Origin of the sequence: Streptococcus oralis, from assembly GCF_002386345.1 — a bacterium.
Lineage (GTDB): Bacteria > Bacillota > Bacilli > Lactobacillales > Streptococcaceae > Streptococcus > Streptococcus oralis_S.
The window spans coordinates 19,548-34,122 of the sequence record NZ_CP023507.1 but is presented as its reverse complement, the minus strand read 5'-3'; the positions used below and the strand labels follow the sequence as shown (position 1 = coordinate 34,122).

The window sequence follows — 14,575 nt, the reverse complement described above, 5'->3', positions numbered from 1 at the left end:
TTTTCAAGCCCCCTCAATCAAGATAGTTAATCTTACCAGCTTTAACTTTTTAAAAGCATTGCTATTTTTCTAATTTTATTTAAAACAAATCATCAAACAAACTCAACTGGTTATCCTCTGGCATATTGCCGAGAATCCCCATTTCATCCATCTTTTCAACCAAGGTTGATGACAGTCCACCACGCTTGCGCAGTTCTGTCTTAGAGAGGAACTCACCCTCTTCACGCGCACGCACCAACTGCTTAGCAACGTTCTCTCCCAGACCATCCATTGCTACAAATGGTGGGATAAGAGTGTCTCCATCAATGATGAATTCAGTCGCATCACTACGATAGAGGTCTAACTTGCCAAACTTAAAGCCACGTTCCCACATTTCATTGACAATCTCAAGAGTTGTATAGAGGTCAATCTCCACATTAGAGGCTTCATTATTCTTCCGTTTTTCAGCGATTTCTTCCATTCTACGCTTGATGGCATCCAAGCCTGCTCCCATGGTTTTGATATCAAAAGCCTTAGCACGGATGGAGAAGTAAGCACAGTAATAATAAATGGGATGGTGAACCTTGAAGTAGGCTACACGCAAGGCCATCATAACGTAGGCTGCCGCGTGGGCTTTGGGGAACATATATTTGATTTTCCCACAGGATTCGATATACCACTCTGGTACCTTATTAGCCTTCATAGCCTCGATGTAGCCATTTCGCTCCTCTTCGGAAATCTTCAGCCACAAACCCTTACGCACCCGTTCCATGATGGTAAAGGCCATCTTAGGTTCGAGACCCGCATGCATGAGGTAAACCATGATGTCGTCCCGACAACCGATAACGGTTGATAGGTCCGCAATCCCTTGCTTGATCAAATCCTGGGCATTTCCCAACCACACATCGGTACCGTGGGACAGACCTGAGAGCTGAAGCAATTCCGCAAAAGTCGTCGGATGCGTCTCGTCTACCATCCCACGTACAAAGTTGGTTCCAAACTCTGGGATTCCCAGCATGCCCGTCGGCGTTCCGATTTGCTCCGGCGTCACCCCAAGTACATCCGTCCCTGAAAAGAGGGCCATGACACCTTCATCATCCATAGGAATTTCATTAGGGTCAATCCCAGACAAGTCCTGCAATTTTCGAATCATGGTCGGATCATCATGCCCCAGTACATCGAGTTTGAGGACATTCTCATCGATATCATGGAAGTTAAAGTGAGTCGTCTGCCATTCAGCCGTCACATCATCTGCTGGATACTGGACAGGCGTAAAGTCGTAGACATCCATGTAGTTAGGAATAACAACGATTCCTCCCGGGTGTTGTCCTGTTGTCCGCTTGACACCAGCCGCACCCTGAGCGAGGCGTTCCACCTCTGCATCACGATAAAACTTCCCGTAGTCTCTCTCGTAGCCCTTGACAAAGCCATAGGCAGTCTTGGCAGCCACCGTACCAACCGTGCCTGCACGGAAGGCATATTCCTCACCAAAGATATCACGTACATCCAAGTGGGCGCTAGGCTGGTCTTCTCCCGAGAAGTTCAAGTCAATATCGGGAACCTTGTCCCCATCAAAACCGAGGAAGGTCTCAAAGGGAATATCCTGCCCATTTTTGCTAAGTTTATGACCACAGTTTGGACAATCCTTATTGGGCATATCAAACCCTGAACCGTAAGAACCATCCGTGATAAACTCACTATACTGACACTGACCACAAACATAATGAGGAGAGAGAGGATTGACCTCCGTAATCCCAATCATGGTCGCAACAAAACTGGACCCAACAGACCCACGAGAGCCAACCAAGTAGCCCCGTTCATTGGAACGTTGCACCAGCATCTGCGATGCCAGATAAATCACGGCAAATCCATTCCCCAGAATGGAAGTTAATTCTTTTTCAATCCGCAAATCAACAATATCTGGCAGCGGATTTCCATAAATCTCAAAAGCTTTCTTATAGGTCAACTCAGCGACCGTTTCTTCAGCCTTGTCGATGAAAGGTGTATACAAGTCACCTTTAACAACCTCAACAGGCTCAAAAATTTCTGCCAAGGCACTGGTATTTTCAATAACCAATTTGCGTGCTAGATCTTCGCCCAAGAAGGCAAATTCATCCAACATCTCATTAGTCGTTCGAAAATGAGCTTTCGGAAGAGGAGCTGGTTGGGCATGTTCACCATGACCGATGGTTCGGTTAATCATAGCTCCTTGCCCCAAACTACGTACGATAATTTCACGGTAAATCTCTTCTTCCGGTTCGATATAGTGGACATTTCCCGTAGCTAGAACAGGCTTGCCAAGACGATCCCCAACCTCTATCAAACTCTTGATAATAGTCTGGAGTTCCTCCATATCCTTAACCTGCTCCTTGGCAATCAAGGGAGCATAGATAGCTGGTGGCATGACCTCAATAAAGTCATAATACTTGGCCACCTCAACCGCCGCATCCACACCTTGGGAAACGACCGCATCGAAAACTTCACCTTCCGAGCAAGCCGACCCCAAAATCAAGCCCTCCCGATGGGCATCTAGAACCGTTCTCGGAATTCGTGGTACTCCTTCAAAGTACTTGGTATTGGACAAAGAAACCAGCTTAAAAATATTTTTTAAACCAACTTGATTCTTGACATAGATAGTCGCATGCTTAATCCGAGCTTTTTTATAAGAGTCTGGACTAATCAAATCAATGTTTAGTCTAGCTAGATCGGTCACACCATGTTTTTCTGCTACCTCTTTGATAAAGATGAAAAGCAAACGACCAGTAGCTTCCGCATCGTAGTTGGCCATGTGGTGGTGTTCAAGTGCTACACCAAAACGCTTAGTCAAAGGCCCCAAACCATGACGTTTATACTCAGGATAGAGATTTCTAGCAAACTCCAGCGTATCGATAACTGGCTGGCTAATCTTAGGCAGACCATGACGCTCATAGTTGGCATTCATAAAGCCAACGTCAAAGGTAGCATTGTGAGCAACTAAGACTGTATCCTTGCAAAATTCTTGGAATTCTTGCAAAACTTGTTCCAGTGGTTTAGCATTTTTGACATGATCATCTGTAATTCCTGTCAACTCAGTAGTAAAGGCTGATAATGGATGCCCGGGATTGATAAATTCATCAAATTCGGCAATAACATTCCCCTTGTACATCTTAGAGGCCGCAACCTGAATCAAATCATTATAGATAGCTGAAAGTCCCGTCGTTTCCACGTCAAAGACCACATAGGTCGCTTCTGACAAGCCCATCTCCACTTCGTTGTAAACGATAGGGACACGGTCCTCCACGATATTGGCTTCCATTCCATAGATCAGCTGAATTCCAGCTTTCTTAGCTGCCTTGTAGCCATGTGGGAAGGACTGGACATTCCCATGGTCCGTGATGGCAACCGCCTTGTGTCCCCACTTAGCAGCTATCGCAACGATTTCTTCAACCTCTGGTAAAGCATCCATGGTCGACATATTTGTATGAGCATGAAACTCAACCCGACGCTCACCTTCTGGCATCAAATCCTTCCGCTCATAGTGAACCACTTCCTGCACATCCTGGACGTTCATGGTCAAATCACGTGTGAAGTTATTCATCTCCACATTCCCACGAACTCGAAGCCAAGAATTCTTCTTAATGATGTCAAACTTCTGAGCCTCTTCTTCATTCTTAACCCATTTTTGCATTGAAAAACTTGAAGTGTAGTCTGTCATTTTAAAGTTGATCAAAACACGACCAGTTCTGGTCACCTTATGCTCCACATCAAAAACGACCCCTTCAAAGACCAGGCGATTTTCCTCAGTCGTCACGTCGATCATCTGGGTAACTTCAGCCTTATCTAGTTTAGGCTTGGCCGCAGCCTTTTTAGCCTGAAAATCAAAGGCTGGCTTCTCTTCTACTGGAGGAGGAGCCATTTGTTCCAGTTGCTCCATAGCCCGGAGCGCTTCCTCATTGGCAGCTTGCACAATCTGTTCATTCTCCGTATGGAAGGCTTCCTCCTGCTCTTGTGTAAGAGCATCGTTCTTTTCTATTTGGCATACAAAAGCTGGAAAACCAAACTTTTCGAGTTGCTTTGCCAAATTAGGAAGATGATTCTTCTTAAAGTGCTCCTTATCAATCGCCTCTGAACCTTCAATAATGAGTTGATTTCCTTCCGAACGAACGTTTAAATTCTGGTAAAGAGATTTAAACCCCTGACTTGCACATGGACCTTCAGAAAAAGCCTCTCTATAGTAGGCCTGCAAGAGTTCATTTGAAAATTCTTGAGAGAGAACCTTGATTTCGAAAACAGCTCGATTGCCTGTTTTAGAAAATTCTTCACTAAGCCCATTCTTTAACTCTAAAAAGATTTCAATCGGTAAAATATTAGAAAATACAAAATGAAATTCCCAAATCTTACTAATTTTATGAACCACAACACGCTCAATTTTTGCATCAACAAGAGCAGGATCCCGTCTCAATTGATCAGAGATTCCTAGTTGATTCATTAAAATTTCAAACTTACTTGACATTCATTTTCCTCACATTATTCTTTTACTATTTTACCATAATTAAAGAAAATATATGACTAGTACCATTCCTTAAGCACTGCTAGTTTACACAAATTTATTCCGTAAACAAAAAAGAAGACTCTCAGAATCTCCTTAGTAAATAAAAAAAAGATACCCTAAAGTATCCTCGTAATCGATCGGGAAGACAGGATTCGAACCTGCGACACCTTGGTCCCAAACCAAGTACTCTACCAAGCTGAGCTACTTCCCGCGTTAAATAAAAAAATGCACCCTAGAGGAGTCGAACCTCTAACCGCCTGATTCGTAGTCAGGTACTCTATCCAGTTGAGCTAAGGGTGCTCATCATTATATGCCGAGGACCGGAATCGAACCGGTACGATCGTTACCAATCGCAGGATTTTAAGTCCTGTGCGTCTGCCAGTTCCGCCACCCCGGCCTCTCTAAGCGAACGACGGGATTCGAACCCGCGACCCCCACCTTGGCAAGGTGGTGTTCTACCACTGAACTACGTTCGCATCGACCTCTTATTCTATATAAAAAAATGCCGGCTACATGACTTGAACACGCGACCCTCTGATTACAAATCAGATGCTCTACCAACTGAGCTAAGCCGGCTACTTTCTATTATGCGGGTTAAGGGACTTGAACCCCCACGCCGTTAAGCGCCAGATCCTAAATCTGGTGCGTCTGCCAATTCCGCCAAACCCGCAAATATGACCCGTACTGGGCTCGAACCAGTGACCCATTGATTAAAAGTCAATTGCTCTACCAACTGAGCTAACGAGTCTAAAATAACTTCCGTTATCTTAAACGGTCCCGACGGGAATCGAACCCGCGATCTTCGCCGTGACAGGGCGACGTGATAACCGCTACACTACGGGACCTATGGGAGTTAACGGGATCGAACCGCTGACCCTCTGCTTGTAAGGCAGATGCTCTCCCAGCTGAGCTAAACTCCCAAAGGGCGGAGTCTAGCTCAGCCAACGGTAAGAAACTTCGTTTCTCTCATCCGCCGATTGTAATTTCGATTTCCTCTCAATTACAACTAAGCTAAACTCCCTCAAGCTAAGCGACTTCCATATCTCACAGGGGGCAACCCCCAACTACTTCCGGCGTTCTAGGGCTTAACTGCTGTGTTCGGCATGGGTACAGGTGTATCTCCTAGGCTATCGTCACTTAACTCTGAGTAATACCTACTCAAAATTGAATATCTATCAAATACCAAGAAAACCTCACACTTCGTATTCTCAGTTACTTTGGATAAGTCCTCGAGCTATTAGTATTAGTCCGCTACATGTGTCGCCACACTTCCACTTCTAACCTATCTACCTGATCATCTCTCAGGGCTCTTACTGATATAAAATCATGGGAAATCTCATCTTGAGGTGGGTTTCACACTTAGATGCTTTCAGCGTTTATCCCTTCCCTACATAGCTACCCAGCGATGCCTTTGGCAAGACAACTGGTACACCAGCGGTAAGTCCACTCTGGTCCTCTCGTACTAGGAGCAGATCCTCTCAAATTTCCTACGCCCGCGACGGATAGGGACCGAACTGTCTCACGACGTTCTGAACCCAGCTCGCGTGCCGCTTTAATGGGCGAACAGCCCAACCCTTGGGACCGACTACAGCCCCAGGATGCGACGAGCCGACATCGAGGTGCCAAACCTCCCCGTCGATGTGAACTCTTGGGGGAGATAAGCCTGTTATCCCCAGGGTAGCTTTTATCCGTTGAGCGATGGCCCTTCCATACGGAACCACCGGATCACTAAGCCCGACTTTCGTCCCTGCTCGAGTTGTAGCTCTCGCAGTCAAGCTCCCTTATACCTTTACACTCTGCGAATGATTTCCAACCATTCTGAGGGAACCTTTGGGCGCCTCCGTTACCTTTTAGGAGGCGACCGCCCCAGTCAAACTGCCCGTCAGACACTGTCTCCGATAGGGATAACCTATCCGGGTTAGAGTGGCCATAACACAAGGGTAGTATCCCAACAACGTCTCCTTCGAAACTGGCGTCCCGATCTCATAGACTCCTACCTATCCTGTACATGTGGTACAGACACTCAATATCAAACTGCAGTAAAGCTCCATGGGGTCTTTCCGTCCTGTCGCGGGTAACCTGCATCTTCACAGGTACTAAAATTTCACCGAGTCTCTCGTTGAGACAGTGCCCAAATCATTACGCCTTTCGTGCGGGTCGGAACTTACCCGACAAGGAATTTCGCTACCTTAGGACCGTTATAGTTACGGCCGCCGTTTACTGGGGCTTCAATTCATACCTTCGCTTACGCTAAGCACTCCTCTTAACCTTCCAGCACCGGGCAGGCGTCACCCCCTATACATCATCTTACGATTTAGCAGAGAGCTGTGTTTTTGATAAACAGTTGCTTGGGCCTATTCACTGCGGCTGACGTAAAGTCAGCACCCCTTCTCCCGAAGTTACGGGGTCATTTTGCCGAGTTCCTTAACGAGAGTTCTCTCGCTCACCTGAGGCTACTCGCCTCGACTACCTGTGTCGGTTTGCGGTACGGGTAGAGTATGTTTAAACGCTAGAAGCTTTTCTTGGCAGTGTGACGTCACTAACTTCGCTACTAAACTTCGCTCCCCATCACAGCTCAATGTTATAGAACTAAGCATTTGACTCAATTCACACCTCACTGCTTAGACAGACTCTTCCATTCGTCTGCTTTAGTTAGCCTACTGCGTCCCTCCATCACTACATACTCTAGTACAGGAATATCAACCTGTTGTCCATCGGATACACCTTTCGGTCTCTCCTTAGGTCCCGACTAACCCAGGGCGGACGAGCCTTCCCCTGGAAACCTTAGTCTTACGGTGGACAGGATTCTCACCTGTCTTTCGCTACTCATACCGGCATTCTCACTTCTATGCGTTCCAGCACTCCTCACGGTATACCTTCTTCACACATAGAACGCTCTCCTACCATACCTATAAAGGTATCCACAGCTTCGGTAAATTGTTTTAGCCCCGGTACATTTTCGGCGCAGGGTCACTCGACTAGTGAGCTATTACGCACTCTTTGAATGAATAGCTGCTTCTAAGCTAACATCCTAGTTGTCTGTGCAACCCCACATCCTTTTCCACTTAACAATTATTTTGGGACCTTAGCTGGTGGTCTGGGCTGTTTCCCTTTCGACTACGGATCTTAGCACTCGCAGTCTGACTGCCGACCATAATTCATTGGCATTCGGAGTTTATCTGAGATTGGTAATCCGGGATGGACCCCTCACCCAAACAGTGCTCTACCTCCAAGAATCTTTATGTCGACGCTAGCCCTAAAGCTATTTCGGAGAGAACCAGCTATCTCCAAGTTCGTTTGGAATTTCTCCGCTACCCACAAGTCATCCAAGCACTTTTCAACGTGCCCTGGTTCGGTCCTCCAGTGCGTCTTACCGCACCTTCAACCTGCTCATGGGTAGGTCACATGGTTTCGGGTCTACGACATGATACTAATTCGCCCTATTCAGACTCGGTTTCCCTGCGGCTCCGTCTCTTCAACTTAACCTCGCATCATATCGTAACTCGCCGGTTCATTCTACAAAAGGCACGCTCTCACCCATTAACGGGCTCGAACTTGTTGTAGGCACACGGTTTCAGGTTCTATTTCACTCCCCTCCCGGGGTGCTTTTCACCTTTCCCTCACGGTACTGGTTCACTATCGGTCACTAGGGAGTATTTAGGGTTGGGAGATGGTCCTCCCAGATTCCGACGGGATTTCACGTGTCCCGCCGTACTCAGGATACTGCTAGGTACAAAGACTATTTTAAATACGAGGCTATTACTCTCTTTGGCTGATCTTCCCAAATCATTCTTCTATAATCTTTGAGTCCACATTGCAGTCCTACAACCCCGAAGAGTAAACTCTTCGGTTTGCCCTCCTGCCGTTTCGCTCGCCGCTACTAAGGCAATCGCTTTTGCTTTCTCTTCCTGCAGCTACTTAGATGTTTCAGTTCACTGCGTCTTCCTCCTCACATCCTTAACAGATGCGGGTAACAGGTAGTACCTGTTGGGTTCCCCCATTCGGAAATCCCTGGATCATCGCTTACTTACAGCTACCCAAGGCATATCGTCGTTTGTCACGTCCTTCTTCGGCTCCTAGTGCCAAGGCATCCACCGTGCGCCCTTATTAACTTAACCTTATTTTTTGACCTTTCAGTCATAAACTCTTTTAATACTACAGCGTTTCGGTTTATTTTCTTGTTACTATTTGATATAGATATTCAATTTTCAATGTGCATTACTTGGTGATCTCTCACCAATGGAGCCTAGCGGGATCGAACCGCTGACCTCCTGCGTGCAAAGCAGGCGCTCTCCCAGCTGAGCTAAGGCCCCACAAGACCTCTCAAGACTAAACAAGACCAATGTGCAGTTCCTTATCCTTAGAAAGGAGGTGATCCAGCCGCACCTTCCGATACGGCTACCTTGTTACGACTTCACCCCAATCATCTATCCCACCTTAGGCGGCTGGCTCCTAAAAGGTTACCTCACCGACTTCGGGTGTTACAAACTCTCGTGGTGTGACGGGCGGTGTGTACAAGGCCCGGGAACGTATTCACCGCGGCGTGCTGATCCGCGATTACTAGCGATTCCGACTTCATGTAGGCGAGTTGCAGCCTACAATCCGAACTGAGACTGGCTTTAAGAGATTAGCTTGCCGTCACCGGCTTGCGACTCGTTGTACCAGCCATTGTAGCACGTGTGTAGCCCAGGTCATAAGGGGCATGATGATTTGACGTCATCCCCACCTTCCTCCGGTTTATTACCGGCAGTCTCGCTAGAGTGCCCAACTGAATGATGGCAACTAACAATAGGGGTTGCGCTCGTTGCGGGACTTAACCCAACATCTCACGACACGAGCTGACGACAACCATGCACCACCTGTCACCTCTGTCCCGAAGGAAAGCTCTATCTCTAGAGCGGTCAGAGGGATGTCAAGACCTGGTAAGGTTCTTCGCGTTGCTTCGAATTAAACCACATGCTCCACCGCTTGTGCGGGCCCCCGTCAATTCCTTTGAGTTTCAACCTTGCGGTCGTACTCCCCAGGCGGAGTGCTTAATGCGTTAGCTGCGGCACTAAACCCCGGAAAGGGTCTAACACCTAGCACTCATCGTTTACGGCGTGGACTACCAGGGTATCTAATCCTGTTTGCTCCCCACGCTTTCGAGCCTCAGCGTCAGTTACAAGCCAGAGAGCCGCTTTCGCCACCGGTGTTCCTCCATATATCTACGCATTTCACCGCTACACATGGAATTCCACTCTCCCCTCTTGCACTCAAGTTAAACAGTTTCCAAAGCGTACTATGGTTAAGCCACAGCCTTTAACTTCAGACTTATCTAACCGCCTGCGCTCGCTTTACGCCCAATAAATCCGGACAACGCTCGGGACCTACGTATTACCGCGGCTGCTGGCACGTAGTTAGCCGTCCCTTTCTGGTAAGATACCGTCACAGTGTGAACTTTCCACTCTCACACTCGTTCTTCTCTTACAACAGAGCTTTACGATCCGAAAACCTTCTTCACTCACGCGGCGTTGCTCGGTCAGACTTCCGTCCATTGCCGAAGATTCCCTACTGCTGCCTCCCGTAGGAGTCTGGGCCGTGTCTCAGTCCCAGTGTGGCCGATCACCCTCTCAGGTCGGCTATGTATCGTTGCCTTGGTGAGCCGTTACCTCACCAACTAGCTAATACAACGCAGGTCCATCTGGTAGTGATGCAATTGCACCTTTTAAGCAAATGTCATGCAACATCTACTATTATGCGGTATTAGCTATCGTTTCCAATAGTTATCCCCCGCTACCAGGCAGGTTACCTACGCGTTACTCACCCGTTCGCAACTCATCCAAGAAGAGCAAGCTCCTCTCTTCAGCGTTCTACTTGCATGTATTAGGCACGCCGCCAGCGTTCGTCCTGAGCCAGGATCAAACTCTCATTAAAAGTTTGAGTTCTTACTCATTTCTGTCACTGACAGATTTATTGTTTTTTTCATTGTTCAGTACTATAACCTTAGTTATAGTGCCCTGCACATTGGTTCGTCTTGTTCAGTTTTCAAAGGTCTTTGTCACTCATTCTCTCTCAAGCGACAACTATATTAGTATATCACAGCCATCTGTCTCTGTCAACAGATTTTTTAAACTTTTTTCAAGTTTTTTTAACCGCAATACACCATAGTCCGTACGGGATTCGAACCCGTGTTACCGCCGTGAAAAGGCGGTGTCTTAACCCCTTGACCAACGGACCTTGAGCTTTTCAACTCTTTCTATTATACCTACTTTTTTACCTTTGTCAAGGACTTTTTTCCTCTTTATCGAAATTCTGAAAAGATAAAGGAAAGTTCTCTCAGGAGAGCTTTACGTCCTCTAAAGACTTCCCCTCCCATGAGACGATCTATTAACTCTTGTTTTTCCATACTCTGCTTTGATTTATAATTCTTTAGAAGTTCGTGAAAGAGATAATAATCGTCCAGTCTGAGTCCTTTTTCTCCTAGACGATGGCTAATCTCACTCACCTCTTCATAGGGTTCTTTGTCAAAACGGCGCTTGTGGCTTTCCTGTTTACGGATGTAATCTAGGATGCGATTTCTAAACTTTGTTTTAAAGCAAACATATAGTTGATGGCGGTCGCCCTCTAGTAACTCTGGGTTGCGACTCACCAGCTCATACAGACATAACATGCCTTCCTGATCCCAGTCCTCTTTCTCCCACAGATGCAAATGATAATCTTTGCGACACTTATGGACGATTCCCTTACTTTCTTCATATAAATCTTTTAGATTCATAGACCTCTCCTTTCTGCATTTAGTTTAGCAAAATGCGCGAGCCACTGGGTCTACTTCCTCTATTCTATACTTCTTCCTCCCTCAACAGCACATAAAAAGAGAGGCAAAGCCTCTCTGGGGTTATAATTCTGCAATTTGGTTGAGATTCACTTCTGCAATCGTATCATTACCAAACATAGAGATAATCATCTTCACTTTGTTGTTATCAATTTCAGTAATTTTTCCTGTGTAGTCTGCAAAAGCGCCATCAATGATACGGACTGTCTGGCCAACTTCAACATCAATATCGAACTCTTGAACAGTTTGTCCCATTGAAACCAGAATATCACGGATTTCTTGCTCCAAAAGTGGAGTTGGTTTTGATCTGTTACCGTGTGAGCCAACGAATCCTGTTACGTTAGGTGTGTTTCGAACGACGAACCATGCTTCATCGGTCATGACCATTTCTACAAGGACATAACCTGGAAAGCGATTCTCTTCAATTTCCTTTTTCTTTCCATTTTTCTCAACTTGCACGGTTTGTGTTGGAATCTCAACACGTAGAATATTATCCAACATGTTATATGTTTGCGCACGTTGCAATAGATTTTCTTTTACCTTATTTTCATAGCCAGAATAAGTTTGTAGAACAAACCATCCCTTGTCAAAACTATCCATGATATTTCCTTTCATACATATATAGAAGAAAGTTAGCAGAACTTCTCCACTTTTCTTCTAAAAAATGTTAATAAATCGAATCAAACCTGATACAATCAACTGGTCAAAAATGTAAATGATGACCACAAAGAAGGCTGTGTATTCCATAATAGAGCGAAAATCTCTCCAGCTTTCTTTGCGAGTTGGCCAAGTTGTTTCTTTAAGAAGTTTAAAAATATCCTTAATAAAACCCATCGTTCTCTCCTATCTCGTTTCTCTATGTGTCGTATATTTTCCACAATGTTTACAAAATTTATTTACTTCTAGTCGTGTTGGCTTGGGGTTCCCACTAATTTTGATTGAGTAATTCCTTGAACCACAAACTGCACAAGCTAGGCTTGCATTTTTTAGTGCCATAACGCCTCCATCTTATCTATTATAACAAGAAACCGAGGCTTTGACAAGCCTCTTAACGAAATAGATTAAGGATTGAGTCCCATATTGTCTGGGCTTTTTCTTTTATCTTAGCTTCTGAAATCGCACGGCCTGCTTCATCTACAAGATTTTGTGCACGACTACGAATATCTCCTATCGGGTCCTCAGACTGGTTTGTCTCATCTTCAACAACTTGCTTTTTCGTATTTTCTGGTTCAATCCCATTTTGTTTATAAGCATTTTCAACTGTAAAAGTGCTACCTGGAGTGTAAGGTAAAATGGTATTAGCCATACTTCTAAAGACATGGGCTGCTCCATTGGAGGTCGAACCTGCTAGATAATGGTTCTCATCTGTTGTTGGGAAACCGAGCCAGTGGCTGATGACCACATCCGGAGTATAGCCGATCACCCACTGATCACTGGTATATTCTGGGTTGAAAACAGCTTCAGTCGTACCTGTTTTACCAGCCATAACGTAATCCGCTGGTGACGAACTAATTCCTGTACCATTGGTAAATGTTCCTAGCATCATGCTGGTCATTTTATCGGCTACCGACTTATCAATCACTCGTTTTTGGGAATTTTTATGACTCTTGATGACCTGACCGCTGGCATTTTCAATACGAGTGATGAAATGCGCTTCAGGCATCAGACCTCCATTAGCAAAGGCTGCATAGGCTTGCGCCATCTGGAGAGGATTCGTCTCCACACCTCCACCAAGAGCAACTCCAAGAACTCGGTCAACTTTTTCCATATTCAGACCAAATCTCTCCCCAGCGTCAAAAGCTTTGTCAATACCTAATTCATTTACAGTCGCAACAGCTGGCAGGTTGAGTGATTCCGCCAAGGCCTGATACATAGGTACTTCTGGAGATGTCTTAATACCCGCATAGTTGTCTACTTGATAACTGTTGTACTGCATCGTATGATTATCCAGTTGCTTGTTCAAGGCCCATCCTGCTTCTACTGCGGGTGTATAAACGACTAAAGGTTTAATGGTTGAGCCTGGGCTACGCTTAGACTGAGTGGCATAGTTAAAATTGCGGAAGCCTGGTTTGTCATCACCAGCTACACGACCAACAACTCCACGCACTCCACCAGTCTTGGGTTCCAGAGCGACACTACCTGATTCGGCATGCGTTCCGTCTTCTGCTGTTGGAAATAGCGAAGTGTTTTCGTAAATAACCTGCATGTTTGCTTGGTAGTTTTGGTCAAGCTCTGTGTAGATGCGATAGCCGTTGTTGACAATCTCTTCTTCTGTGAGATTGTACTTGGAAACCGCTTCGTTGACAACAGCATCAAAATAGGACGGGTAACGATAATCCGAAACTTTGCCTTCATATTTATCTTGCAGTTGAGAAGCCATATCTACTCCAGCCGCTTCGGTCTCTTGGTTTTTATCAATATAACCTGCTGCAACCATATTTTGCAAAACAGTATCCCTACGGTTGGTCGAAGTCTCAACAGAATTTAATGGATTATACAATTCTGGTCCCTTGAGCATCCCTGCTAGAGTCGCCGCCTGATCAAGCGTTAGTTGTGAAGCCGATACACCGAAATATTTCTTACTTGCATCTTCAACACCCCATACCCCATTTCCGAAGTAGGCGTTATTGAGGTACATAGTAAGGATTTGCTCCTTGCTGTATTTCTTTGTCAACTCTAAGGCAAGGAAAAACTCCTTGGCTTTCCGTTCAACGGTTTGGTCCTGAGACAGATAAGCATTTTTCGCCAACTGTTGAGTGATGGTGGACCCCCCTCCAGAACGACCCGCTGTAAGGATGGCTAGAAAGAAACGACCGTAGTTAATCCCATCATTTTTATAAAAAGAACGGTCCTCTGTCGCGACAACAGCATCTTGCAAGTCTTTGCTGATATCTGCCAGCTCAACATAGGTTCCCTTTTGACCTGATAGAGCCCCTGCCTCTTTTTCTTCGCGGTCAAAAATCAGAGTTCGCGTTTTCAAGGCATTTTGCAAATCATTAACATTGGTAGACTTGGCTATGGCAAATAGGTAGGTTCCTACTAGCAAACCAGAACTTAACCCTAAAATGATGACAATCTTGGTCAGATGATAACGACGCCAAAATTTCCGTATCGAACCTACATGGCCTAGTTTTTTTCTATCGCTCCGTGAACGACGCATGCTAGTCGAATCAGACTCCGCGGATTCATTCGTTTCTTTTTTAAAGAGAGAAAGAAACTTCTCAAATAATTTATCTAATTTCATGCGTTTATTT

General features: G+C 45.6%; 6 protein-coding genes, 11 tRNA genes and 3 rRNA genes. All 20 read right to left on the bottom strand.

The features are described 5' to 3' along the window. Positions 1-79: 79 nt before the first annotated feature. The gene (locus CO686_RS00205) at positions 80-4,471 is read right to left on the bottom strand and encodes a PolC-type DNA polymerase III (RefSeq protein ID WP_049550052.1); all 4,392 of its coding nucleotides are present in this window, start codon (positions 4,469-4,471) and stop codon (positions 80-82) included. 176 nt (positions 4,472-4,647) lie between these two features. Beyond that, positions 4,648-4,721 (bottom strand) — tRNA-Pro (locus tag CO686_RS00200). Between the two features lie 15 nt (positions 4,722-4,736). After that, a tRNA-Arg gene (locus tag CO686_RS00195) sits at positions 4,737-4,810 on the bottom strand. An 11-nt stretch (positions 4,811-4,821) separates the two neighbouring features. Beyond that, positions 4,822-4,907 (bottom strand) — tRNA-Leu (locus CO686_RS00190). 7 nt (positions 4,908-4,914) lie between these two features. Then, positions 4,915-4,986: transfer RNA gene (locus CO686_RS00185), tRNA-Gly, on the bottom strand. A gap of 27 nt (positions 4,987-5,013) precedes the next feature. Next, positions 5,014-5,086, bottom strand: a tRNA-Thr gene (locus CO686_RS00180). A 12-nt stretch (positions 5,087-5,098) separates the two neighbouring features. Further along, positions 5,099-5,180 (bottom strand) — tRNA-Leu (locus CO686_RS00175). 5 nt (positions 5,181-5,185) lie between these two features. Then, positions 5,186-5,258 (bottom strand) — tRNA-Lys (locus tag CO686_RS00170). Positions 5,259-5,282: 24 nt separating this feature from the next. Further along, positions 5,283-5,355: transfer RNA gene (locus CO686_RS00165), tRNA-Asp, on the bottom strand. A gap of 2 nt (positions 5,356-5,357) precedes the next feature. After that, positions 5,358-5,430 (bottom strand) — tRNA-Val (locus CO686_RS00160). Between the two features lie 105 nt (positions 5,431-5,535). Next, positions 5,536-5,651: ribosomal RNA gene (rrf, locus tag CO686_RS00155) — 5S ribosomal RNA — on the bottom strand. Positions 5,652-5,727: 76 nt separating this feature from the next. Continuing rightward, positions 5,728-8,628: ribosomal RNA gene (locus tag CO686_RS00150) — 23S ribosomal RNA — on the bottom strand. A 122-nt stretch (positions 8,629-8,750) separates the two neighbouring features. Continuing rightward, positions 8,751-8,823, bottom strand: a tRNA-Ala gene (locus tag CO686_RS00145). A 51-nt stretch (positions 8,824-8,874) separates the two neighbouring features. Further along, positions 8,875-10,423 (bottom strand): 16S ribosomal RNA (locus CO686_RS00140). The 16S, 23S and 5S rRNA genes sit together here with 11 tRNA genes alongside, the layout of an rRNA operon. Before the next feature lie 231 nt (positions 10,424-10,654). After that, positions 10,655-10,726 (bottom strand) — tRNA-Glu (locus CO686_RS00130). Positions 10,727-10,790: 64 nt separating this feature from the next. After that, positions 10,791-11,264 carry a hypothetical protein gene (locus CO686_RS00125; protein ID WP_001049306.1) on the bottom strand — a complete coding sequence of 158 codons (474 nt, stop codon included), beginning with the start codon at positions 11,262-11,264 and terminating at the stop codon, positions 10,791-10,793. Positions 11,265-11,384: 120 nt separating this feature from the next. Further along, a complete protein-coding gene (gene nusG / locus CO686_RS00120) occupies positions 11,385-11,921 on the bottom strand; it encodes a transcription termination/antitermination protein NusG (RefSeq protein WP_000376728.1) in 537 nt (178 codons plus the stop codon). Positions 11,922-11,978: 57 nt separating this feature from the next. Beyond that, positions 11,979-12,155, bottom strand: coding sequence for a preprotein translocase subunit SecE (gene secE, locus CO686_RS00115; protein WP_000505776.1), 177 nt, complete (start codon positions 12,153-12,155; stop codon positions 11,979-11,981). A gap of 9 nt (positions 12,156-12,164) precedes the next feature. Next, the gene (gene rpmG / locus CO686_RS00110) at positions 12,165-12,317 is read right to left on the bottom strand and encodes a 50S ribosomal protein L33 (RefSeq protein ID WP_042899468.1); all 153 of its coding nucleotides are present in this window, start codon (positions 12,315-12,317) and stop codon (positions 12,165-12,167) included. Between the two features lie 52 nt (positions 12,318-12,369). Further along, the gene (gene pbp2a / locus CO686_RS00105) at positions 12,370-14,565 is read right to left on the bottom strand and encodes a penicillin-binding protein PBP2A (protein WP_049550036.1); all 2,196 of its coding nucleotides are present in this window, start codon (positions 14,563-14,565) and stop codon (positions 12,370-12,372) included. Between the last annotated feature and the right edge of the window lie 10 nt (positions 14,566-14,575).

Bases quoted from the DNA above. Each gene is read 5' to 3' on its own strand.
- nusG (WP_000376728.1), bottom strand. From the start codon at position 11,921: ATGGATAGTTTTGACAAGGGATGGTTTGTTCTACAAACTTATTCTGGC.
- pbp2a (WP_049550036.1), bottom strand. From the start codon at position 14,565: ATGAAATTAGATAAATTATTTGAGAAGTTTCTTTCTCTCTTTAAAAAA.
- CO686_RS00205 (WP_049550052.1), bottom strand. From the start codon at position 4,471: ATGTCAAGTAAGTTTGAAATTTTAATGAATCAACTAGGAATCTCTGAT.
- rpmG (WP_042899468.1), bottom strand. From the start codon at position 12,317: ATGGCACTAAAAAATGCAAGCCTAGCTTGTGCAGTTTGTGGTTCAAGG.
- CO686_RS00125 (WP_001049306.1), bottom strand. From the start codon at position 11,264: ATGAATCTAAAAGATTTATATGAAGAAAGTAAGGGAATCGTCCATAAG.
- secE (WP_000505776.1), bottom strand. From the start codon at position 12,155: ATGGGTTTTATTAAGGATATTTTTAAACTTCTTAAAGAAACAACTTGG.